The organism is Sphingobacterium sp. NGMCC 1.201703, assembly GCF_047784615.1.
Classification (GTDB): domain Bacteria; phylum Bacteroidota; class Bacteroidia; order Sphingobacteriales; family Sphingobacteriaceae; genus Sphingobacterium.
Genome location: NZ_JBLOHD010000007.1, coordinates 205,717 through 228,265 on the forward strand (window position 1 = coordinate 205,717; position 22,549 = coordinate 228,265).

Below are 22,549 nucleotides of genomic sequence, written 5' to 3' on the forward strand. Positions count from 1 at the left end.
CTGCAGTCAAATTAGGGCAAAGGGTTAAAGGCGAGAAAAAAAGATTGGTTTACGGCTATAGCCGTAAAAAAATTAGCTGCCCAAAATCTTGGGTAGCTAATTTCAGTTTGTGTGATGTAAAAAGTTGTTGCTTAGTTCAGGACCAATTCTGTATTGACAATGATATCCACATCAGAAGCAACAGCTTCTACACCTGAAGGTAATTTGTCATTGTATTTGATACCAAAATCCTGGCGGTTGATTTTTGTTTTTGCTGTAAAACCAGCGCGTGTTTTTCCCCAAGGATCAGTAATAACGCCACCGTTTTGAGTGACATCAAACGTTACTTTTTTAGTTACGTCACGAATGGTCAGGTCAGCTACCATGATATATTTACCTTTCGCTTTCGCATTTTTAAAGCTGACAGATTTTAAAGTCATCTTTGGAAATTTGTCTGCCGCGAAGAAATCATCTGTTTTTAAGTGGTTATCACGTGCTTCGATACGGGTGTCAATGCTATTGACATCAATGGAAAAGTTTACTTTTGCATTGTTAAAACTTGTTGCAGTTGCGGTTTCCACTGTTCCCTCCACTTTGGTAAACTGACCATCGACAAAACTTATTCCAAGGTGTTTGACGTCAAATCTCGCGTTGGTATGTCCGGGGTCAGCAGACCATTTTACTTGTGCTACAGCAACATTAACCATTAATACTGCTACTGCCAGAAATTGGAAAAATCTATTCATGTTATTTTCTATTTGTTTATTTATCAAACGTCTAATTGCTCAAAATGTTTGTTTGAACAAGCTTCTGCAAAGGTGTGATAATCTTAAATAGAAAAAATTGATGTAGGTCAAGAATTTCGATTAGGCTTTAAAATCTGTCTTTTCAATCGGCTTAGAAACTCCTGTGTTACCCCCAGATAGGAAGCCAGCTGCATATTGGAGATCCGGGGGTATATTTTAGGATAGCGTTTGATAAAATCCAGATAACGCTCCTGGGCTGTAAATCCTATACTTGATATAATACGGTGTTGGGAAGCAATCTGTGCCCGTTGGGCCATAATTCTGGAAAGCTTCTCATAGATCGGATGGTCTTCGTAGAGTTTATCTTTAGCTGTTTTTGATAAAGTCAGTACCACAGAATCTTCTAGGGCCTGAATATTCTGCAAGGCCGGTTCCTGATAGTTGAAGCTGGCAATATCTCCCACCCACCAGTCTTCAATCGCAAATTGTAGGATATGTTCTATACCATCAGCCGTGACATAAAATGATTTAAACAGTCCACTGAGGACATAAGCTTCATAATGACAGACCTCACCCGCCCTTAAAAAGTATTCTTTCTTCTTGATTTTTCTGATTTGATATCGTGATACAATATCATTTAATTCCTCTTCACTGACATTGATCCGCTGTCTTACAAATTCCTTGAACTGTTCCATTAGGGGGTAAAATACGAAATTTTACAATGTTAATTTAATCGCCGGACTGATTTTTTGCCAATTTTATACGCATTAAAGGGACATATGTCAACTATAATCATTTCCGCAGCGGTATTTGATATTCATTCCGCAGAAGATTTTATGGAATCCTGTAATTTGCGAAACTTTGTCCCTGTCGAATTTGTGTTTCTGGTACTGGCACTTCAACCGTTTTTACCAGTTTGAGCGTTTCTTGCTTATTGTAGCTAAAGTTATTGTGGATGATCATCGGATCGAAATGCAATCCTGATCGATAATTGAACATTTTGGTGTAATATTTGAATAACAGCAAGTGTAATTCAATTTGGTTTCATCAATAATTGGTATCTTTTATTAAAATTTAAAATTTGGTAAAAGTCCAACGTTAAACATGTTCAAATGAAGTTTGTAGCACCGAATAAACTTGAAAATGATAAGGTCGTATTAAAGCTGATTGATCCCAGCGATTTTGATGCACTTTATCAAGTAGCAAAAGATCCGCTGATATGGGAACAGCATCCCAATAAAGACCGCTGGAAAGAAGAGGTTTTTCGCTCTTTTTTTGATGTCGCATTGGAAAGCAAAGCAGCTTATCTTATTTTGGATAGAACGACGGGCGAATGCATCGGAAGTACCAGGTATTATGGTTTGAATGAAACGGAAAAATCTATTTTTGTTGGTTTCACGTTCTATGCACGCGCCTATTGGGGGACCGGGATCAATCCGTTGGTCAAAGAAATGATGTTTGACTTTGCCTTTAATTTTGTGGATAAGATCTATTTACATGTAGGCGCAGAAAATATCCGTTCACAGAAAGCTGTTGAGCGCTTGGGGGCAAACAAGGTAGCCGAGAAATTGGTTTCCTATGTTAATGAACCCGAGCGGAGAAATTTTGAATATGCACTGGAGAAATCTACCTGGCTGAGATCCAAAAGATAACGCGGGGTTCTCCTGCCGGGCTATCCCTTGACTCCGCTCAATATGCTGCCTATGATAACAGTTAGCACAATCAATGTGATGATAATATAAAGTTTATCTCTTTCGATGATGAAGCCAAATAGGGAGCCGATCACCCGTACGATTGGCGTGCAGATCAGGAGTAAGACCCCGAGTTGTATGATCTGGGGAATATTTTTGTTAAATGCCCCCACGATGATACCGCTGATCGTTGTATTGGCTTTTCCTTCACCGACAAAATCTTTATAATTAGGTACTGCGTCCTGTCCATGCACGATCAAATACCAGATCCCACCGATCACCAGGATAGCGGAAGCCAGGATCACACCTGTGCGTAAGATCTGTCCCACTAGCAATGAGATATCTTTATCGCCCCAATAGTTTTTTGAAAATACCTGTTTCATCTGCAAATAATTACTTATAAAATGTCTATTGCCAATACGAGTACATTACGTTTTTGTTCAAATAAGCCCATTGTTCAAAAATGATTACACCTCTTGTGATGCCGTCGAATCTCGAAAGTCTACAATGTATTCGCCTAAAATTTATGTTGAAATCCATTGAAAATCATTTCCAGTGCAACCAAGGTGATGGCGACGGCAAAAATAATACGCAAGGTCTTGGGATTCATTCTTTTCAGAAGCTTTGAGCCGGTAATAGCGCCACAAAGTACACCCAAAATAACAGGAAAGGCGATTCCCGGATCCATATACCCCCGTTGTAGATAGACTACGGCTGAGGCTGCTGCTGTTACCCCGATCATAAAATTACTTGTTGTAGTACTGACCTTAAAGGGGATTTTCATCATGCTATCCATGGCGAGTACTTTAAGTGAACCCGAGCCAATACCCAGCAGGCCAGATAGGATGCCTGCGACGCCCATCAATGAAAAACCTCCGATAACATTGCTCAGTTTGTAGGGCACAAGTTTGCCATCCAAAGGATATGTACTGTTTAGTTTTAACTTTTCGGCTAAAGCCGAACCACCCGAAAAAGCCTGCTCATTTTTCTTGCGTACCGTCATTGCCGCTGAAAAGATCAGTACTACGCCAAAGATAATGGCAATGGTATTGGTGGGCATATAGATTGCAATGATAGCACCGATAACAGCACCTACCGTAGTTGCAATTTCCAGAAACATCCCGAGCCGGATATTGGTAATTCCCTCCTTGACATAGGCAGTGGCAGCACCCGAAGAGGTGGCAATTGAAGCCAGCAATGCGGCGCCAATGGCATAACGGATATCGACATGAAAGAGGAGGGTCAGCAATGGAATGACGACCACTCCGCCGCCCAGGCCTGTCAGCGAACCTAAGAGGCCCGCAACAAATGCACCCAAAAGAAGGATGAGCGTAAAGGTGAGAATAGTCATATATTTTGTCTATTGATCCTGCGTGGTGCAATACCACGCAGACGATAATTTGTTGTAAACTTAAGGGCTTTTTGTTGCTTTTGAAACTTTATGCCCCGAATAGATACAAATGTTACACCAACATGTATCTCGAAAAGAAATACTGCCTTACGCCTCATGGCGTAGGCAGAGGTGATGATTGTATTAATCTGCTACTCTCCGTTGTACTTTTTCCCCCCGATTGAAGATATCATAGATGATCGGGAATACGAGCAATGTCAGGATGGTAGCAGATATCAATCCGCCGATAATGACAATCGCCAAAGGTTTTTGCGATTCCGAACCTATACCGGTGGAGAGTGCTGCTGGCAACAAGCCAATGGAAGCCATTAATGCGGTCATCACTACAGGACGCGTACGCGATTTGACACCCTTATAGATCGATTGATCATTGGGCAGGCCATCTTTTTTGTTCTGATGGAATTCGGAAATCAGGATAACACCATTTTGGATACATATCCCAAATAAGGCAATCATGCCCACGCCCGCGGAGATCCCGAAATTCATGCCAGTCACATGCAGTGCAATAATTCCGCCGATCAGTGCAAAAGGAACGTTGGCTAAAACAAGCAAGGAATCTTTGATATTTCCGAATAAAATAAACAATAAGAAGAAGATCAAAACCAGGCTGATCGGCACCACCTGTGCCAGTCGATGTGTCGCACGTTGCTGATTCTCGAACTGACCAGTCCAGCCAATGGAATAGCCATCAGGCAATTTGATCTTGCTGACTTTCTGCTGCGCCTCGGCTATGGTACTCCCTAGGTCACGGTCGCGAATGGAAAATTTGATGCCGATATAGCGTTGGATATTATCCCGATAGATAAAGGCTGCTCCATTGTCCTTTTCTATGGTTGCGATACTTTTCAACGGGATCAACGTACCATCGCCGCAGGGCACCATCAGCTGGGCAATATCCTTTTCTGTCTTCCGGTATTCCGGGGCATACCGCAGCCGAATGTCAAACTTGCGTTCACCATCGTATAAGACTGAAGCAGTCTTGCCGCCAAAAGCCATTTCCAGTACCGCCTGTGCATCAGCTGGCAGCACGTTAAATGCAGCCATGCGTGTTCTGTCCAGGATAACACTGACTTCCGGCTGCCCAATATTCAGGATAATACCGGGCTCTTTGATTCCCTGTATATCTTTGATCTGTGCGAAGACCTCCTTGGATAGGCGATCCAATGTAGCAAGGTTGTCACCAAAGATCTTAATCCCGTTCTCGGCCTTAAATCCTGCGACAGCTTCCGCGACATTGTCCGAAATGGGTTGTGAATAGTTGTAGGTGATCCCTTGGTACTGCTTGAGTTTATGGTCCATTTCTTCGATCAGTTGTTCCATGCTGATCTTTCGTGTCCATTCTTCCTTGGGTTTCAGCGCTACGGCAAATTGCACAAATCCAAAACCATTCGGATCCGTTCCATCATTACTTCGCCCGGTTTGTGATAATACACCGGTTACCTCCGGAAAAGATTCCAATGTCGTTTTTAACACTTTGGTGGTTTTGATGGATTCCTTTAAGGAAGTGCTCATCGGCATTTCGGCGGTTACCCAAAGTGAACCCTCATTCAATGTCGGCAAGAACTCTGTTCCCAGAAATTTAGCGGAAAATAATACTGTACCCAGTATAACTAATGATACAAGTAAACTCAGACGTTTATTTCTAAACGTAAATCCAAAGCCTTTTGCCACTATGCGGTTCCAAAACTCCACAAAAGGATTATGTCTTTCTTTGACATTTTTGTTCAACAGAATATGGGATAATGCCGGTACCAGGGTCAGTGTAAATAAAAGTGCCCCCAATAAGGCAAAACCGAGTGTAAACGCCAGCGGCGAGAACATCTTGCCCTCCACTTTTTGAAAGGAAAAGATCGGGATCAGGGAGGTGATGATAATCAGTTTGGAAAAGAAAATGGCTTTCCCCAATCCGGTACCGGTTTGTTTGATCCAACCCGCTTTGGCCATTTTGTTGAATTTTTCCATGCCCAGTTTATGGGCTTTATGATCCAGCATCACAAATATACCTTCGACCATGACTACGGCGCCGTCGATGATAATTCCGAAATCCACCGCACCCAAAGAAAGTAGATTGGCACTCATACCCGCCAGTTTAAGGCATAAAAACGCGAATAATAGGGCGAGGGGAATAACGATGGAAACGATTACAGTCGTCCGCCAGTCCGCCATAAAAAGCAATACCATTAGGGTGACCAGAACGATACCTTCGATCAGGTTATGCATCACGGTATGTGTCGTAAAATCCATCAGGTTGTCACGGTCATAGAACGTTTGCATTTTGACATCCTTGGGCAATATCTTGTCGTTGAGTTCCGCAATTTTTGCTTTTACAGCGGTCAGTACTTCTCTGGGGTTTTCTCCCTTGCGCATCACCACTGTACCGGCAACAACATCGTCACTTTTGCCAAAACCTGCTTGCCCTACCCGGGGCATGGAACTCTCTTTGACCTCCGCTACATTTTTGACAAATACTGGGTTGCCGCGTTCGTTGATCACGGTAATGTTTTCGATGTCATTGATCGAATTGACCAGACCGATACCGCGCACGACATAGGACTGTCCACTTTTCTCGATCACATCGCCACCGACATTGAGGTTACTTTTGCTGACGGCATCATAAACCTGTAAAGGCGTAAGATTATATTTGTCCAATTTGATGGGATCGGTGCTGATCTCATAGACCAGATCCTGCCCACCGAACACATTGATGTCAGCCACCCCTGGAACACCTCTCAATGCCCGGTCTATAACCCAGGTTTGCAAAGTCAGCAGATCTCTTGAATTCCGTTGGTCACTATGTAGGGTATACCGGAATATTTCTCCCGTTGGACCGTATGGTGGTTGCACTTCCGGATCAATGTCTTCAGGAAGACTGACCGAGCGTAGTAAATTGTTGACCTGATTACGTGCAAAAGTATCGTCTACGCCATCATCAAAGATGATTTTAACAATGGAAAGCCCAAACATGGTGGTACTGCGGATGCTGGTCTTCTTCTGAACAGGACTCATGCCCAATTCAATGGGGGTGGTCACAAAACGTTCGACCTCTTCCGCACTACGGCCATTCCATTGGGTGATGATGGTGATCTGCGTATTGGTTACATCCGGAAATGCCTCAATCGGCATACTTTTGAAACTTATAAAGCCGGCAATTGCCAAAATGCCCACCCAAATAAAGGTAAAGGCTTTATTTTTTATGGAAAAGGCAATAATATTTTTAATGAATTTGTTCATGCTCGAAAAAGCTTATACAGGTTAATTATTCAATGCTCTATAGATCAGAAGCTTGTTGTTGACAATCACCTGTTCGCCTTCCTGTAAACCTGAGCTGACGTAGGTAATTTCTTCATTTTGTTTCAGCGGTTGGATCTCACGGATCTTGATGTCATTCTGTGACTTATAGATTAATACGAAATACTTGTTCTGATCAAAAATCACCGCATCTGAGGGGATGGCGAGGGCCTGTGTATTGGAATGATGGAGTAGTTTGATCGTGGCCTTGCTCTCCGGAATAAGCAGACCGTCTTTGTTGTCCAGTACAACACGCGCCTGCATGGCATTAGTCTGAGGGTCAATGATTTTAAAGATCTTGTCGATGCTGCCTTTGAATTTTTTATCGGGATAGCTTAATGTGGAAACAACGGCTGGCATACCCATACTGATCTTTTCGATATCCGTTTCATTGACATTAAGTATTGCCCACACATCTTTGGTGTTGGCTACATCAAAAATATTGTCACTGCGGTCGCTGCGCAACTGCATATCTTTATTGATGTTTTTTTGGACAATATACCCGTCAATTGGAGATACAACGGAATAAATATTGCCGGTACGGACGTTGTAGATCTGACTGACGGCTTCTGAACGGCGCAACTGCTCTTTGGCTTTGGCCAATTGCCCCTTGGCCTCAAGCATGTCCTTATCGGTACTCAATTTGCCGTTATACATATCCTCTGCAACACGGTAATTCTTTTCGGCAAGGAGCAGATCTGTTTTTGCATCGGATAGGTCTTTCTGTATCCCAGCGACCTCTGTACTTCGGATTGTGGCGAGCACCTGACCTTTACGTACATAATCCCCCAGGGATACATTGACGGATACGACATTTCCACCAACCAGTGGAAAGATGTCAATGTAATTATTCTGATCGGCCGATATCTTACCGAAGAAATTGAGTTCCTCGGTCACATTTTCTTTTTTTACGGGGACGAAACTCGTCGATTTGAGCATCGTTTCACTGATTTCAAAACCTTTGACAATCGCTGAATTGTCCGTTTCTTTATGATTTTGGCAGGCGTATAGGGATACGATGGCCACAGTGCTGAGGAGAAGTTGTTTAGTTGACATGGCTTGAATTGAATATAGGGGTTTGCGCCAAGTAGTTAAGTTGCTCGGCATTAAGAATAATTTCTTTTTTCATATCGTAAAGTTTGAGGATAGATATGCGGTAACTATCCATAAAATCACTGAACTCAACCAGGGAGATATTGCCTTTTCTGAAATTGCTGAACACACCATCATAGACTGTAGCAATATTGTGCAGGTCGTCAGCCGTGATCGCGAAATATTGCTTGTATTGATTTTCCCAGGACTGGTAGTTGGCGCGGATCTGTGATTCCAGCAGCTGTCGCTGTACCTCGATATTTTTTTTGGCTTCTTCTTCCGCATATTTGGCCTTGATGATGTTTCCTTTGTTTTGTTTCCATAACGGAAGTGGGATAGCTGCTTTGAGGTTCAGTTCATTGTGAAATGTACCTCCGTTCTGGCTGTATTCTATGCCTAGATTGATGTCCGGTGTATTCAGGGATTTTTGCCACTTGGTAAACAGCTGCGAGCTTTCGGCTGTTTTTAATGCAAATTGATAGTCCGCATTGTTTTCAAGTGCCAGGTCAAATATTTTGTCCATGCTTATTGCTGGCCTGATGGCCAGTTCCCGATCCGCTTCAGCATCTGACAGATTGGGAAGCACGTCCTCTTGATTGGAGAGCAGCACCCTTAACTGTTGTTGCATCGCAATAATGGCATTGGTGGCACTCGTTTTTTCGTTGGTTAGATCGATGGCCATGGTCTGTAGGCGAACCTGATCCCGAAGGGAAACATTTCCCTTTTTCCCTTCCTCTTTGTAGGCGGTCAATAAGCTGTTGAGGTAATCCAGTTGTACATTGATGTCGGCCAGTTTATGTTGTTCGAAATAAAGGGAATAGAATGTTGTTCTTAGTTGTGCGCGTAGACTGGCCAGCAACTGGCTGAATTGTAATTTCGAAAGTTCGACATTTGATTTGGCGAATTCAACCTCATTTTTCTTTTTTCCACCCAGATAAAGCAATTGGGATATGCTGGCATCTTTTGATCCGCCCACATGGAATGCCTTTTTATTTTGTGGATCATAGGCATTGACGGCGACGTCCAGTTGTGGAAGCTCCCAGATCCTGGCCTGAATGACATCCGCTTCAGCTTGACTGATATCGTATTGTTGCGCCAATAAAGAGAGGTTGTTCTTACGGAAGGCTTCTTCGCATTCAAGCAGCGTCATTTTTCTGCCGGAAGACTGCGGAATTGTTTTATCAATTGTAGTTTCAGCACGAACGGTTGCATTTTCCGGATGAATAGCATTGAGCGCTACCGTCGGTTTCTGTTGTGCGAAAGCAACCGCGTTTAAAAACAGTAAAAATAGCAAGGATTTCTTTGTCATCATGATCGAATCTTATGCAACAAAGAAAGAGCACCCAGATTAAAAGCCCCTTAATAAATACTTAAAAAAAGCTTAAAATTTAATCGTTTTTCAGCTCAGTCGATCAGAGGTGGGCTGGGAATCGTCGGCTTCGGCCATCGAACCGGAGATCGGGAATCTGAGTATAAATATATGCGCCGAATGCGCTGTATTGGCTTTGTATTCGATGCTAGCCTGATGGGAATCCATAATGCGTTTGACGATCCGTAGTCCCAGGCCCGAACCGATGGTTTCGGTGGCATTCTCACCGCGGCTGAACGCATCAAAAATACGCTTTTGATCAGTGGCACTCAGGGCAGCCCCATGGCTGGTGACCAATACGTTCAGCTGTGTCGGAGATTCATGGATAACGACACTTACCTCCGGATGATAGGAGTATAGTGCTGCGTTTTTGAATAGATTGACAAAAGCGATTTCAATTAACTGTGCCGAGCAAATGAGGGTCAATCTGGGATCTGCGACGCCTTTAATGGAAAAATCAAGTTGCAGGTCGGGGAAAGCCTTTGCAACCTTTTCGTATGCCGTAAAAATGATTTCATCAATGCGTTCTTCCTGATAAGTCGTTTGGAGCGTCGCCGAATCAAACTTCGAAAGCAGCATCAGTGAGTTGGTGACTTCCGAAAGATGCTGTGTTTCTTTTGCAATATTGTCAAGTACATGACTGACGCCTTCCTCCAGCTGCTGTTGATGCCGGAGGTTCTCCAACTGGAATGACATTCTGGCCAGCGGTGTACGCAGCTCGTGGGAAGCACTCGAATTAAATTCCTTTTGGGATTCAAATGCCCCGGAAAGCCGTTTCAACATGGTATTGAATGCTTGGGTCAATACCGCGATTTCGTCCGTATTTCCGGCATATTTAACCGGATTGGTCAGCTTACTGGCATTGATCTGCGTGATATCCTTTTTGAGTTTGTCCAATGGTTTCAGTAAGCGGAGAATCAGGTTATAGCTAAAGATCCAGATCAATGACGTACTCAATAGGAACAAGATCGTTAATACAATAGCCAGGTGGTCCAGCTTTTCGTTGCCGGAATAATCCTGGGCTTTGACCAAAAGGTAATATGCCTGATTGTTGATCAGGTAATATTTGCCCAATATTTCATATTGATCCTGCTTATAGAAGATTCGTTTTTCATTTTCCAGGCGGTTGATGATCGCTTGGTTCCAGGTAATTGTTTTGTCTTTTACCGTGCTGAAAATAAGTTTTTTGTCCCTGTCCAGGATAATGACATCCTCATAAAAGAGCCCATCTTCAATGTCCTGAAAATAAGTTTTATAAGATTCGCGGTCAAAAGAAGGCGTATTGGCAATGTAATGTGAAATATAATCCAGTTTATCGACCAGACGCTGGCGGAATTGATCGTTTCTGAAGTCAACGCTGGCATAATAGATGATGAGCATTGCGATGCCAAATAAAATGGAGAACGCAATACTAAAACTGATCGCTATTTTCTTTTTTAAAGTCATTTATCGGCAGCGAGGTAATAGCCAAATCCAGGTCTGGTATGGATCAGTTTGTTTTCAAAATTCTTGTCTATTTTTTTGCGTAAAAAATTGATATAAACTTCGATGGTATTTTGTGTTGTCTGGAATTGATTTTGCCAAACCTCCTCCGAAATATGTTGCTTCGATAAAGTTCGCCCATTGGCCTGCGCCAAAATTAGCAACAACTGAAATTCTTTCTGCGTCAGGTTGATTTCTTCATTTGACCGGAGTACCCGGGCTTCGTCCGGGTAGATGATCAGATCATCTATAATCAGCGTTTTGGGGCTATTGTTTTCGTTATGCTGCTGCCGGCGAAGAAGTGAATTGATGCGAAGCAACAACTCATCCAGTACGAAGGGCTTGACTAGGTAATCGTCCGCAGCACGGAGAAAGGCTTCCTTTTTGTCGTCGATATCATCATAGGCCGAGAGAATCATGATCGGGGTCATGGCGTCGTGACTTCGTATTTTTTTACAGATTTCTAAACCATTGATTTTGGGTACATTAATGTCAAGCAGGTAAAAGCCATATTTTTTTTGATGCGTCTGTGCGAGAAACTCAATGCCATCAAAGGCCTGGTCACAGGAGAAACCCTGACTTAATAAAAAGGATTTAATTTCCGTAGAAAGAATCCTGTCGTCTTCGAGTAGCAAAATGTCCACCATAAATGTATGCATTGTCCTTCCGTAAAAGTAAGCAAATTTTGTAAACCCTGTCCATCGGATCCCATTTGCGATATTCCTCCCCTGGACACATTCTTCTCCATTTGACACATTCTTCTCCTGCAAATAATTTAGTAACACAAGATTTACACGAAGAAATATGAAACAAAAAGAAATCTAAGTAGATTCAAATCGAAATTATAGATAAACATTATGGAAAGCAGAAGAGAGTTTCTTCGAAAGAGCTTGTTATTTTCCGGAGCTGCCGGTATTGCCAATTTTATGCCGGCCTCCATCCAAAAAGCCTTTGCCATCGATCCGGCGCCCGGCAGCAGCTTTCTGGATGCCGAGCATATCGTGATCCTGATGCAGGAAAACCGTTCCTTTGATCATACTTTGGGGAGTCTCTCCGGCGTACGTGGGTTCAATGATCCCCGTGCGGTGCGCTTGCCCAATGATCTCCCGGTATGGTATCAGACAGATAAGGCAGGGAAGGTGTTTGCCCCTTTTCGGCTAAATCTCAAAGAGAGCAAGGTAACCTGGATGGGCTCACTTCCCCATAGCAGGGCAAGTCAGGTGGATGCCTACAATGACGGGAAATACGACCAATGGTTGACTGCCAAGCAATCGGGCAATAAGCAATATGCAGCGATGCCACTGACCCTTGGTTATTTCACGCGTGAGGACTTGCCTTTCCATTATGCGTTGGCCGATGCTTTTACCGTATGTGATCAAAATTTCTGTTCGGGCATGACCAGTACAACCCCCAACCGCTCCTTCTTTTGGACCGGAAAGATCACCGAAATAAAGGATGGATTGCAAAAGGTCAATATTCGGAATGATGACTTTGGCTATGGCAAAATGACCTGGCAAACCTTTCCCGAACTGTTGGAAAAGAACAATATCGATTGGCGTTTTTATCAAAATGAAACGAGCTGCGGTGGTGGACTATCGGGCGAGGAGCGTGCCTGGTTGTCCAACTTCGGCTGTAATCTATTGGAATTTTTTCAGGCCTATCAGGTCAAGTTTAAAGATACCTATGTCAGCAACCTTGAGGCGCAGGTACGCGATCTGCCAGGACAGATTTCCAGGCTTGAAGAGCGGTCGCCCGAATCGGAGGAGCAGGCAGAAAAAATCCGGGTTGATATCCGTAAGAAAAGTGAAGCCCTCGAGCGAGCCGAAGCTGAACTAAAGGAGTTCCGTGCCGATAATTACAGTACGCTGTCTGATTTTAGCAAATCCTTACATCAGCGAGCCTTCACGGTCAATAGGGGAGATCAGAATTATCGTAAACTGGAGACCTTGCAATTTAAAGACCAGGGAAAAAAACGGACTTTGGAAGTGCCTAAAGGGGATGTGCTCGATCAGTTCCGAAAAGATGTCGACAGCGGTAAATTACCTGCTGTATCCTGGTTGGCCGGCCCCAAAAACTTCTCGGATCATCCCAGTGCCCCTTGGTACGGTGCCTGGTATGTGTCGGAAGTATTGGATATTCTGACGAAAAATCCGGAAGTCTGGAAAAAAACGATTTTTATCATCACTTACGATGAGAATGATGGTTATTACGACCATGTGAAACCTTTCCTCGTGTCGGATCTAATGAAAAAAGATACTGGCGCCTGTTCGGCGGGAATTGACAGTGAGGTGGAAATGGTACGCCTGGAGAATGAACTTAAACAGGGAATTCCAAAGAAACAGGCGCGTGAGGGTGCAGTGGGACTGGGGTTCCGTGTACCGATGTACATTGCATCGCCTTGGTCACGGGGTGGCAAGGTCTGTTCTCAGGTATTTGACCATACTTCCACTTTGCAGTTTTTGGAGTATTTCTTTAACCATAAATACAATAAGAATATCAATCTGGAGCATATTAGCGCATGGCGGAGAACCATTTGTGGTGACCTTACAGCAGCTTTTACACCTTTTGTCCAGGCGCAGGAGCAGCTTCCTTTCCTCCAACGGAACCAATATATAGAAACCATTTATAATGCTCAATTCAAAGATAGTCCGGGCGGTTTTATCGAAATTACGGATCTAAACCAAGCTAAGCAGCAGGTTTGGACGTCGAAATTCAATCGCGTACAGGAAAAGGGAATCCGTAAATCGACAGCATTGCCTTACGGACATGACGCTTTTGGGTATGTGCAGAATGGTCAATTTAACCTGACGATGCAGGTGGATACAGGTCTATTTGGTAAAAAGACCAGCGGTGTACCTTTCAATGTGTATAGTCCACTTGTCTATATAGACGGAGCGGGGAAAAGCGAAAGCTATCGAAACTGGAATTTTGCGGTGAAAGCCGGGGATCGCCTCGACTACCAGTGGGACCTGCGGCAGTTTGAAGGGCAGCGCTATGCCTTTGAGCTGCATGGGCCAAATGGTTTCTATCGCAAGTATGCCGGACAAAAAGATGCGCCCGCGGTGTTGGCTACGGTAGGCCCTGAACTCAAATCACTGACCCGAACAGCAACAGGCAAGCTGCAGCTGACGATACGAAATCTAGATGCCGGGCCTGTTCAGCTAGCGATAAAAAGTTTGAATTATCAGCATTATGCTGCGACAAAGGAAATCGGAGCCGGTAAAGAGCTTCGGCTGATTTTGGATATTGCCGCGCATGGCAATTGGTACGATCTTGCGATAAAGGGACTGGGTAAGGCTGATTTTGAAGTACAGCTTGCAGGACGGTTGGAGACCGGAGTGGAAACCACTACTGATCCCTTATTGGCCTAGTGTTTTGCACGCAAAGCTGTTTTCATGAGCAGTCCCGCTGCTACAGTCGGTCGGACCTTTCGTTGCAGGATTTAGGTAATACAGCAATTTGACTGGGGCAGCTTGACTAAGGTCATTTAAAACTGCGATTAGACGTTCTTCTCATCGTAAGCGATTCGCTACAATGGGAAGAACGCACGAGTTTGGGTATATTTATAAAGTGATAAATTTGGTTTCGGGAAAATACTTTTGAATATAATTGCGGAGATAACGCTGTGTTTCTGTGCTGATGGTACTGTCCTCGAGTACAGGGAACGTATTGTATATCACCGAATGCAGATTGATTCCTCGTTTGGCAATGGCTTCCAGGCTTAATAGGGTATGATTGATACTGCCCAATTTGCCGGAGGTTACAAAAAGCAAAGGATAGCCCATTTCTTTGATATAATCTATGATCAGGTAATCCTCCGTGAGTGGTACCATGAGGCCGCCGGCGCCTTCTACCAATACAGCATCATAGCGCTGGCTTAACTGGGCTGTAGCTTGCCTGATTTTTTCAAAGTCTATTTCACGTTTATCTATTTGTGCAGCCAGGTGTGGAGATGCAGGGTAGCTGAAAATTTCAGGCATGGTTATTTTCTCCTGGTCATCTTCGGTAAAGGCGATACCCATCAGTTCGCGGTGTAAGGTAATATCTTCAGAAATCGCTGTGTTTCCGGTCTGTACCAGTTTTTGAGTTATTGTACGCAGGCCGTCTGCATTCCATTGCTTTGCAATAAGACCAGTTGCGTAACTTTTGCCTATTCCGGTATCTATGCCGGATACAAAATAAATGTTGTTTTTCATTTCTATTTTTTTTTTGCTGCTTATTCGATTGCCAATTCAGTGTTACATGCTGTTGAGATTTCGCAGGGATCTGTCATCTGTCAGCGCATTCCGGAGCAGGTTTACTACGTATCAGTTCACTTTCCTATTTGGCGCTCTTGTTTAATGCGTTCATTGTTCAATCCGAAACGGCTAAACCAGGGTTTAAAGCGCTACTTGTTGAATTGTTCATTTTTTCTTTGCGATGATATAGATGGGGTGATAAGTCAGTGGAACCCGCGTGCCCACAGCATAACGATCTATATATTCGGTACAATAGGCCTGAAGCTTGCTTTTTGTCCAGCGATGATTTTTTATGCCTGTCACTCCGGTTTCTTTCAGGTGGCTGAGCACCTGTAAGGGGCTTTCAAAGCTGAGGCTCAGGAGTTCTTCTTCTACGGAGAGAATTTCATAGCCCAATGCCAACAATTCCGCTACCAGTGCCGATTGGGTATGATAGGTTAAGCCGACTCCTGTTGTACTGCTGATCTCGCGCATATTTTCTTCGCCAAATGTGCTGAATGCTAGGATACCATGCGCATGAAGTGCGGTATGGCAGCGCGTAAAGAAGGCGCTGGGGTCTTCAAACCATTGAATAGTGGAACAGGAGGTAATGAGATCCAGTCCGCCGGGTAAGTTACAGGTTTCGGCATCGACACAGATAAAGCTGTAATGTTGCGAACCATGCTGCGGCATGGTCTGTTGCCGTAAATCATACTGTTGCAAGGCAGTTTGTCGCGAACTATGCTGCGACAAGACAATACTCTTCATACTTTTGATCATTTCTGGACAGATATCGTTGAAGATCGTATGCTTCGGAGAAAGGTACTGGAGCAACAGGCGGGAAAAGAGTCCGGTTCCACAGCCTATTTCGAGCACCCTGTCTGGACTGATGAGAAAAAGGTTCCGAAGCAGGTTGATCATTTTTTCGGCAATTTGACCTTGTACAACCGCGGCCGAGTGGTAACTCTCTGCGGCTTTCGAAAAGCGGGATCGGATCCGTTGTTTGTCCATGATGTTAAGCATTTTAGATCTCCTGCAAAAGTTGTTTAAATAATTTTTCGGGATAGTGGGTCATGTCGACACATTTATGAGAAGTGTGCGCCCATGCCCGTTGTTGGTTTTCCGAACTGAAAATGCGGTCATGCTTTCCGATATAGGCCTCATCCCATTGGAAAGCTGTTGCTGATGGTACTGTCGCCCGCTCTTCAATTGCGATCAGTTCTTTTTGCAGACTCGCGATGTCCCGCCTGGGGGCTCTAGCAAGAAAATGGTTTAACGTCTCCCTTGAACCACACATCCGTAGTCTGAATTTATCAAGCGTTTTTTCGCTTAGCGTGTTCAAGGTGGCCCTGAATACCTGGACTGGAATTCCTCTGTTGTCATCAATCGGAAATGGCGTGCCATTGATTGCTGTACAGGTACTGATCGGATAATGCTTTAACCGAAGTTCCGGTAATACCTGTGAGGCCGCCCATACACCCATAGACCAAGCGAAAATCTGGATTTCTTCGTAGCCCTTTAGGAGATTTTCGTCCAGCGCTAAGGAGGAGTAGTCGTATGCGATCATTAGATCCTGTTCGGATCGGGCGTAACCCGAAAACAGATGCTCATCCATTCCCCATCCCGCAAAGAATAGGACAAGCTTTTTGTTGGATGGTACTGGATTATTTAGTGGTACCAAATTATCTGGGTTGACCGGATGAAGTGCATGGATAATTTTTTTCAATATCATAGGCTTGCTGCAAGTTGATGGATAAGCGATGTCGTTATACCCGACGTTAATGAAATACGTATTCTTGAAGTTCCTTCCGGTACAGTAGGTGGACGGATGGGCAGTACATAAAATCCTTTTCGCTGCAGGTCTTCGGCTTTCAGTAACGCCGCGTTGCTATCGCCTATTATAAGAGGTAGAATATGGCTTTGTGAGCAGCATTCGTAACCTTTTGCGATGATCTGCTGTTTGAGCAATATACTGTTTTTGCGCAATTGCTGACGTCGATCTGAAAAACTGTCCAAGCGTTCCAGAATAAATAAACTCCATAGAAGATTGATCGGCGGGAGTGCAGTTGTGAATAGCAATGTCCGCATTTTATTGATCAGGTAATCCCGAATCGGCCGTCGACAGACGAGATAACCACCTAAGGATGCCAGTGCTTTTCCAAAGGTGCCTGCGAGGAAGTCAATGTCCGCAATGCAACCTTGCTCTTCAGCGCAGCCAAGTCCTCTTTCGCCACGTACGCCCATCGCATGAGCCTCATCCACATACAACATGACATTCGAATAACGGCGTTTGAGACGAACCAGATAACCGAGGTCTGTACAGTCACCGTCCATACTGAAAATACTTTCAGTGACGATAATGACGCGTTCGAAACGGGAAGCATGTTTTGCTAGTAATTCTTCCAGATGGGCATAGTCGGCATGTCGATACCGGAAATACTGAGCTGTCGAAAGCCGGATGCCATCAATTAGACTGGCGTGCACCCATTTGTCAGCCAGGATTAGGGTACGCCCATGGCAGATGGCTGGAAGTATACCTGTGTTCATGTGATAACCACTGTTAAAAACCAGCGCACTTTCTGTACCGAACATCGCGCTCAACCGCTTCTCCAGTTGGGTATACAGCACATGATTTCCAGTTAAGAGACGTGAAGATGAAGCGCTGAAAAGCGCATTTTCGCTGTTGACCGATTGTAAAAATTCTTCACGCAATGTCAGGTCCGTAGCCAGATCCAGATAATCGTTTGAGGAGAGGTTGTAACCGTTTTTCTCTTCGTATTGGATGTGGTTTCCCTGCTGGATAATCAGGGGGAGTGTTCGCCTATTTCCTTGTTTTTCGAGTTTGTGAAGTTCATCCACAAAGCTATCGAGTAGATTGTTTTCCATTAGTCGATTTCTTTGACGACCTTGAGTAGAGCCTGTGTCAGTTTGTTTAACTCTTCCGTATTGATAATAAAAGGAGGCATGATATAAACCAGTTTGCCAAAAGGTCTGACCCAGACGCCTTCTTCCACAAATCGTTTTTGTATACTTACCATGTCTACTGGATTTTTCATTTCGATGACAGCAATAGCTCCCAAAATCCGGACATCTTCTACCTGGGGGAAGTCTTTTGCCGGGGAAAGTGCTTGTGTCAGCTGTGTTTCAATATATTTCACCTTTGCTTTCCAGTCCATTGACAATAATAATTTGATCGACGCAAGTGCCACGGCGCAGGCCAGCGGGTTTGCCATAAAAGTCGGACCGTGCATAAACATACCCGGATTACCATTGGAAATGGTTTCTGCAACAGCCGTAGTAGTGATTACTGCGGATAAGGTCATGTATCCACCTGTCAAGGCCTTGCCAAGGCATAGAATATCTGGCTCTACATCCGCATGTTCACAGGCAAAGAGCTTACCGGTGCGACCGAACCCGGTGGCGATTTCGTCAAAAATCAGTAAGATATTATTCTCCTTGCAGAGTCGTGCTGCCTGACGGAGATATTCGGGATGGTAGAAGCGCATTCCACCGGCACCCTGGACAATAGGTTCAAGGATCAGGCCCGCCAATTCGTCCTGATGTGTTTTGATAAGCGCTGCTAAGGGGGCAATATCGCTCGCATCCCATTGGTCACCAAACCCAATTTGAGGGGCGGCTGCGAAGTAACGGAGGGGGAGGGTGTTGCCGAAGATGCGGTGCATGCCCGTCACAGGATCACATACAGACATGGCATTCCAGGTGTCGCCATGGTAACCCGAACGAACGGTAACAAAGTTGGTCTTGTTGATCTTCTTTTGTGCCCCCCAGTACTGTACAGCCATTTTGAGTGCCGCTTCCACAGCAACGGAGCCAGAATCGGCATAAAATATTTTATTGAGTGAGGGGGGGATGATCGCAAGCAGCATTTTACCAAGGGCAATTGCAGGTTCATGTGTCAAACCACCAAACATCACATGCGACATCTTGTTGAGCTGGTCCGTTACTGCAGCATTTAATACAGGATGGTTATATCCATGGACGGTACACCACCAGGACGACATGCCGTCGATCAGCTGCTGACCGTTTTCCAGTTCAATCACACAACCATCTGCCCGTTTCACCTTGTAGGCTGGCAGTGGGGCTGTGATACTGGTATAGGGGTGCCATAGGTGCTGTCTGTCGAAATCGTCAGTCTTATACGCTGTCATGCTATTATTTTTTTCAATTCCTGATTTTCGGTCTCTGATAGGCTGTCCCCGATCTATTATTTCCCTTGCTGTTTGGCCAGGTTGCGTTGAATTTTGTGGTCAGGTCGCGACCATTGTGGTTTTTCACCCAGTGCCTGGTATTGACTATCCTCCATTGCGATAGTTTCAGGCTGGCTTTTTTTCTCAAAGGGCTGTTGTGGGATTAAGCCCAGCGTTTTGAACATATCCATATCCTCGTTTACATCCGGATTGGCGGTTGTGAGCAGTTTATCACCTGCGAAAATGGAATTTGCCCCGGCAAAAAAACAGAGGGCCTGCCCTTCGCGACTCATCTTGGTACGGCCGGCAGATAAGCGAACCTGCGTTTGTGGCAATAAAATTCGCGCGGTGGCAACCATGCGTACCATTTCCCAAATCGATACGGTCTCCATGGCTTCCATCGGTGTGCCCGCGACCGGAACCAGCGCATTGATCGGTACCGACTCGGGCTGCGGATGAAGTGATGCCAATGTAATCAGCATATCCGCCCGGTTGGCTATGCTCTCGCCCATACCAATAATGCCGCCACTGCATACCGTAATATTTGTTTTGCGTACATTTTCGATGGTCTGCAAACGGTCATTGTAACTTCGGGTCGAAATAATTTCTTCATAGTATTCAGCAGAGGAATCCAGGTTGTGATTATAGGCGTAGAGGCCTGCTTCCGATAGGCGATGAGCCTGATTTTCGGTCAGCATACCCAAGGTGCAGCAGACTTCCATATCCAGTCTGTTCAGTGTACGTACCATATCCAATACCTGGTCAAACTCGGGGCCGTCTTTGACGTTGCGCCAGGCAGCACCCATGCATATCCGCGAACTGCCGCTAGCTTTGGCTGCCAAAGCTAGCGTTTTTACCTGTTCAACGCTCATCAGCTGCTCGGCCTTAACATCGGTATGGTAACGTGCGGCCTGCGGACAGTAGGCACAATCTTCGGGACATCCACCGGTTTTTATTGAAATCAATGTAGAAACCTGTACTTTATTGGGATCATGATGGGTTCGGTGGACTGTAGCCGCTTCGTACAATAATTCCATGATCGGTTTGTTATATAAGGCAACAACTTCTGCCTGTGTCCATTTCTTTTTAGTTTGCATAACATTTGTTTTTGATCGTTTGAAAAATCAGTTTTTATTGAAAAATATGGTGTGAGCCTCAAATTTTCAGCAAGCTGTTTTTCAGCTGAATTGCAAATATTACTGTTTAAAGTTTAACTTTGGTAGTCCGAAATAAATATAATGAGTAGTCCGGTTAGTATAGCTTTTCATTCAATTATCAAGATAGATCGCCGTAAGGAAGATGCGGTGTATATACAGATCGTCTATCAATTTATCAATGCTGTCAAGCGCAACTTGCTGGAGGATGGGGATCTTCTCCCAGGAAGCCGAAAGATAGCGACGGAATTGAATGTGCATCGAAAAACAGTGGTTGCCGCACTAGCGGAACTACAGGAGCAAGGCTGGGTGGAGATCTTGCCCAATAGAGGTACTTTTGTAAAAAATCCAGAACCTCTGAGCTCAGAAGTGACCGCGATTGAGGTCTTTAGGCAGCCACCAGATCGGGCTCCATATCATTTTAGAAGGGAATTGATCCTGGATACACCGGTAATGGAAGTCCCCGAAAAATATTATTTTACAGACGGTACCCCGGACTACCGTGTTATCGATACAGAAGAACTGGTTCGTTTTTACGCTGCAATGATGAAGCGGAAAAAAAAGAGCAATGAATTTTTGGCTACCGCCGACGGAAATCTGTTTTTTAGGGATCAATTGAGCTATTATCTCAATTTGACACGGGGATTCCATCTCTCCCGAAACTTTCTATTGCCTATTGCCAGCAGGGAACAGGTCTTTTCTATTTTATCGCGCCTACTGATTCAGCGTGGAGATATTGTACTGGTCGAAAATCTTAGCTATTTTTTGCCGAACATGATCTTTAGCCAAGCCGGAGCTAAGCTGAAAACGGTTCCTGTAGATGCAATGGGAATGGATATTGATTATATCGCAGATCATTTTGCACCCGGAGCAATCAGGTGTGTTTATATCAATACGAAATGCCAATATCCCACTACAGTAAGCCTTTCTGAAAAAAGAAAAATGCAGTTGTTGCAGCTGGCCGAACAGTATAATTTTATTGTGATCGAAGATGATGTTGATTTTGAGTCTTCGTTAGTCAAAGACAAGGGTGAGTCCCTTTTTCGTAAAAATGCAGGGAATAGGGTGATCTATACAGGGACTTTCGGTCGTTTTTTGGATCCAGGTTTTCAAATGAACTTTTTGATTGCTCCTCAAGATCTTTTGGAGGAGGGCAAAAAATACCTGAATCTCTTTGGTAAACCCAATTTTATGATCGAAAAAACATTGGGTGAAATTATCCATCAAGGGGATATCTTTCGGTATCAGCGGAAGTTTCAAAAAGTCATCGCCGAACGGAAAGACTTATTTGCAGAGTTGCTGCGTACCTATTTTGAAAATAAGATCGTTTTTGAGGTTCCGGTTTCGGGATTGGCTTTTTGGGTACGGTTTAATGTTGGTTTTTCAGTGATCGCTTTACAGGCGAGAGCCAAAGGGAAGGGATTGCTGCTGCCGAGCTACTGCCTTTACCAGAATCGAACGGTGACAGCCCTGCGTTTGGGGTTTGCTCATCTCGATGAAAAAGATATGCAGGATGCGATCAGTCTGTTGCATGAAGCCTATCAAGAGACTGTCGGAGCTAAGTGAGCGGTGTGATTTTGCGGTTGGGCTTTGCTGATTTCGATGAGAAAGACAGGTGTGATGCGTCTGTAATCCGAAATCTATATGAAGGTAGGGACAGAATTAGGATCAACTATGAAAAGAATAAGCCCGGAGAGGAATCAACCGGGCTTAGAGATTATATAAGGGGAATAATACTTGCTTAAAAAAGTGAAGACCTAGTCTTCATCGGTGATAATGTCATCACCATCTAACTCGAAACCTTCACCAAGAAAGGTATACTCTAGTTCGAATAATTCTGAATCTTTAATCATTTTAATTCTTTTTTTTGTTATTCAAATTTATTACCCTTATTTAAGCTTATCGTCAATAT

Annotated in this window: 19 protein-coding genes; 4 read left to right on the plus strand and 15 right to left on the minus strand. The window is 44.3% G+C overall.

The annotated features are described in order from the left end of the window. Nucleotides 1-131: 131 nt before the first annotated feature. Nucleotides 132-725 carry a YceI family protein gene (locus ACK8HY_RS16275; protein ID WP_416134233.1) on the minus strand — a complete coding sequence of 198 codons (594 nt, stop codon included), beginning with the start codon at nucleotides 723-725 and terminating at the stop codon, nucleotides 132-134. Between the two features lie 107 nt (nucleotides 726-832). Continuing rightward, nucleotides 833-1,420, minus strand: a complete 588-nt coding sequence (locus tag ACK8HY_RS16280) for a Crp/Fnr family transcriptional regulator (RefSeq protein ID WP_416134234.1) — start codon at nucleotides 1,418-1,420, stop codon at nucleotides 833-835. A gap of 84 nt (nucleotides 1,421-1,504) precedes the next feature. Here ACK8HY_RS16280 and ACK8HY_RS16285 point away from each other — a divergent pair, with 84 nt between their 5' ends. Together ACK8HY_RS16285 and ACK8HY_RS16290 are read left to right on the plus strand one after the other, a co-directional pair. After that, nucleotides 1,505-1,645: a hypothetical protein gene (locus tag ACK8HY_RS16285; protein ID WP_416134235.1), complete on the plus strand. Its 141-nt coding sequence runs from the start codon at nucleotides 1,505-1,507 to the stop codon at nucleotides 1,643-1,645. Nucleotides 1,646-1,837: 192 nt separating this feature from the next. Continuing rightward, a complete protein-coding gene (locus ACK8HY_RS16290; protein WP_416134236.1) occupies nucleotides 1,838-2,377 on the plus strand; it encodes a GNAT family N-acetyltransferase in 540 nt (179 codons plus the stop codon). 20 nt (nucleotides 2,378-2,397) lie between these two features. Here the strand turns inward: ACK8HY_RS16290 and ACK8HY_RS16295 are convergent, their stop codons facing one another. The 7 genes from ACK8HY_RS16295 to ACK8HY_RS16325 all read right to left on the minus strand — a co-directional run bounded on the left by ACK8HY_RS16295 (nucleotide 2,398) and on the right by ACK8HY_RS16325 (nucleotide 11,843). Continuing rightward, complete coding sequence (locus tag ACK8HY_RS16295; RefSeq protein WP_416134237.1) at nucleotides 2,398-2,799, minus strand: DUF1634 domain-containing protein; 402 nt, start codon at nucleotides 2,797-2,799, stop codon at nucleotides 2,398-2,400. Nucleotides 2,800-2,933: 134 nt separating this feature from the next. Further along, a complete protein-coding gene (locus tag ACK8HY_RS16300) occupies nucleotides 2,934-3,767 on the minus strand; it encodes a sulfite exporter TauE/SafE family protein (protein WP_416134238.1) in 834 nt (277 codons plus the stop codon). Nucleotides 3,768-3,950: 183 nt separating this feature from the next. Beyond that, nucleotides 3,951-7,058 (minus strand): efflux RND transporter permease subunit, encoded by a 3,108-nt coding sequence (locus tag ACK8HY_RS16305; protein WP_416134239.1) that lies wholly within the window; start codon nucleotides 7,056-7,058, stop codon nucleotides 3,951-3,953. A 21-nt stretch (nucleotides 7,059-7,079) separates the two neighbouring features. Next, entirely contained in the window at nucleotides 7,080-8,171 is a 1,092-nt protein-coding gene (locus ACK8HY_RS16310; protein ID WP_416134240.1) for an efflux RND transporter periplasmic adaptor subunit, read from the minus strand. Beyond that, nucleotides 8,161-9,519, minus strand: a complete 1,359-nt coding sequence (locus tag ACK8HY_RS16315) for a TolC family protein (RefSeq protein ID WP_416134241.1) — start codon at nucleotides 9,517-9,519, stop codon at nucleotides 8,161-8,163. The genes ACK8HY_RS16310 and ACK8HY_RS16315 overlap by 11 nt, the downstream gene beginning before the upstream one ends. Before the next feature lie 87 nt (nucleotides 9,520-9,606). Continuing rightward, the gene (locus ACK8HY_RS16320; RefSeq protein ID WP_416134242.1) at nucleotides 9,607-11,022 is read right to left on the minus strand and encodes an ATP-binding protein; all 1,416 of its coding nucleotides are present in this window, start codon (nucleotides 11,020-11,022) and stop codon (nucleotides 9,607-9,609) included. Then, nucleotides 11,019-11,843 (minus strand): response regulator transcription factor, encoded by an 825-nt coding sequence (locus ACK8HY_RS16325; protein ID WP_416134243.1) that lies wholly within the window; start codon nucleotides 11,841-11,843, stop codon nucleotides 11,019-11,021. Before ACK8HY_RS16325 ends, ACK8HY_RS16320 begins: the two co-directional genes overlap by 4 nt. A gap of 72 nt (nucleotides 11,844-11,915) precedes the next feature. Here ACK8HY_RS16325 and ACK8HY_RS16330 point away from each other — a divergent pair, with 72 nt between their 5' ends. Then, a complete protein-coding gene (locus tag ACK8HY_RS16330; RefSeq protein WP_416134244.1) occupies nucleotides 11,916-14,429 on the plus strand; it encodes a phosphocholine-specific phospholipase C in 2,514 nt (837 codons plus the stop codon). Nucleotides 14,430-14,621: 192 nt separating this feature from the next. Here the strand turns inward: ACK8HY_RS16330 and bioD are convergent, their stop codons facing one another. The 6 genes from bioD to bioB all read right to left on the minus strand — a co-directional run bounded on the left by bioD (nucleotide 14,622) and on the right by bioB (nucleotide 20,580). After that, complete coding sequence (bioD, locus tag ACK8HY_RS16335) at nucleotides 14,622-15,254, minus strand: dethiobiotin synthase (protein WP_416134245.1); 633 nt, start codon at nucleotides 15,252-15,254, stop codon at nucleotides 14,622-14,624. Between the two features lie 207 nt (nucleotides 15,255-15,461). After that, on the minus strand, nucleotides 15,462-16,286 hold the full coding sequence (gene bioC, locus ACK8HY_RS16340; protein WP_416134246.1) for a malonyl-ACP O-methyltransferase BioC: 825 nt from the start codon (nucleotides 16,284-16,286) through the stop codon (nucleotides 15,462-15,464). Nucleotides 16,287-16,299: 13 nt separating this feature from the next. Further along, entirely contained in the window at nucleotides 16,300-17,007 is a 708-nt protein-coding gene (locus ACK8HY_RS16345) for a DUF452 family protein (RefSeq protein ID WP_416134247.1), read from the minus strand. Then, complete coding sequence (locus ACK8HY_RS16350) at nucleotides 17,004-18,161, minus strand: 8-amino-7-oxononanoate synthase (protein WP_416134248.1); 1,158 nt, start codon at nucleotides 18,159-18,161, stop codon at nucleotides 17,004-17,006. The genes ACK8HY_RS16345 and ACK8HY_RS16350 overlap by 4 nt, the downstream gene beginning before the upstream one ends. Next, nucleotides 18,161-19,444: an adenosylmethionine--8-amino-7-oxononanoate transaminase gene (gene bioA / locus ACK8HY_RS16355; protein ID WP_077437557.1), complete on the minus strand. Its 1,284-nt coding sequence runs from the start codon at nucleotides 19,442-19,444 to the stop codon at nucleotides 18,161-18,163. Before bioA ends, ACK8HY_RS16350 begins: the two co-directional genes overlap by 1 nt. Nucleotides 19,445-19,500: 56 nt before the next feature. Beyond that, nucleotides 19,501-20,580: a biotin synthase BioB gene (gene bioB, locus ACK8HY_RS16360; RefSeq protein ID WP_416134249.1), complete on the minus strand. Its 1,080-nt coding sequence runs from the start codon at nucleotides 20,578-20,580 to the stop codon at nucleotides 19,501-19,503. Between the two features lie 141 nt (nucleotides 20,581-20,721). Here bioB and ACK8HY_RS16365 point away from each other — a divergent pair, with 141 nt between their 5' ends. Then, complete coding sequence (locus ACK8HY_RS16365) at nucleotides 20,722-22,203, plus strand: PLP-dependent aminotransferase family protein (RefSeq protein WP_416134250.1); 1,482 nt, start codon at nucleotides 20,722-20,724, stop codon at nucleotides 22,201-22,203. Nucleotides 22,204-22,549 lie beyond the last annotated feature (346 nt).

Bases quoted from the DNA above. Each gene is read 5' to 3' on its own strand.
- ACK8HY_RS16290 (WP_416134236.1), top strand. From the start codon at position 1,838: ATGAAGTTTGTAGCACCGAATAAACTTGAAAATGATAAGGTCGTATTA.
- ACK8HY_RS16315 (WP_416134241.1), bottom strand. From the start codon at position 9,519: ATGATGACAAAGAAATCCTTGCTATTTTTACTGTTTTTAAACGCGGTT.
- ACK8HY_RS16280 (WP_416134234.1), bottom strand. From the start codon at position 1,420: ATGGAACAGTTCAAGGAATTTGTAAGACAGCGGATCAATGTCAGTGAA.
- bioA (WP_077437557.1), bottom strand. From the start codon at position 19,444: ATGACAGCGTATAAGACTGACGATTTCGACAGACAGCACCTATGGCAC.
- bioD (WP_416134245.1), bottom strand. From the start codon at position 15,254: ATGAAAAACAACATTTATTTTGTATCCGGCATAGATACCGGAATAGGC.
- ACK8HY_RS16320 (WP_416134242.1), bottom strand. From the start codon at position 11,022: ATGACTTTAAAAAAGAAAATAGCGATCAGTTTTAGTATTGCGTTCTCC.
- ACK8HY_RS16365 (WP_416134250.1), top strand. From the start codon at position 20,722: ATGAGTAGTCCGGTTAGTATAGCTTTTCATTCAATTATCAAGATAGAT.
- bioC (WP_416134246.1), bottom strand. From the start codon at position 16,286: ATGGACAAACAACGGATCCGATCCCGCTTTTCGAAAGCCGCAGAGAGT.
- ACK8HY_RS16305 (WP_416134239.1), bottom strand. From the start codon at position 7,058: ATGAACAAATTCATTAAAAATATTATTGCCTTTTCCATAAAAAATAAA.
- ACK8HY_RS16275 (WP_416134233.1), bottom strand. From the start codon at position 725: ATGAATAGATTTTTCCAATTTCTGGCAGTAGCAGTATTAATGGTTAAT.
- ACK8HY_RS16345 (WP_416134247.1), bottom strand. From the start codon at position 17,007: ATGATATTGAAAAAAATTATCCATGCACTTCATCCGGTCAACCCAGAT.
- ACK8HY_RS16350 (WP_416134248.1), bottom strand. From the start codon at position 18,161: ATGGAAAACAATCTACTCGATAGCTTTGTGGATGAACTTCACAAACTC.
- ACK8HY_RS16300 (WP_416134238.1), bottom strand. From the start codon at position 3,767: ATGACTATTCTCACCTTTACGCTCATCCTTCTTTTGGGTGCATTTGTT.
- ACK8HY_RS16330 (WP_416134244.1), top strand. From the start codon at position 11,916: ATGGAAAGCAGAAGAGAGTTTCTTCGAAAGAGCTTGTTATTTTCCGGA.
- ACK8HY_RS16295 (WP_416134237.1), bottom strand. From the start codon at position 2,799: ATGAAACAGGTATTTTCAAAAAACTATTGGGGCGATAAAGATATCTCA.
- ACK8HY_RS16310 (WP_416134240.1), bottom strand. From the start codon at position 8,171: ATGTCAACTAAACAACTTCTCCTCAGCACTGTGGCCATCGTATCCCTA.
- ACK8HY_RS16285 (WP_416134235.1), top strand. From the start codon at position 1,505: ATGTCAACTATAATCATTTCCGCAGCGGTATTTGATATTCATTCCGCA.
- bioB (WP_416134249.1), bottom strand. From the start codon at position 20,580: ATGCAAACTAAAAAGAAATGGACACAGGCAGAAGTTGTTGCCTTATAT.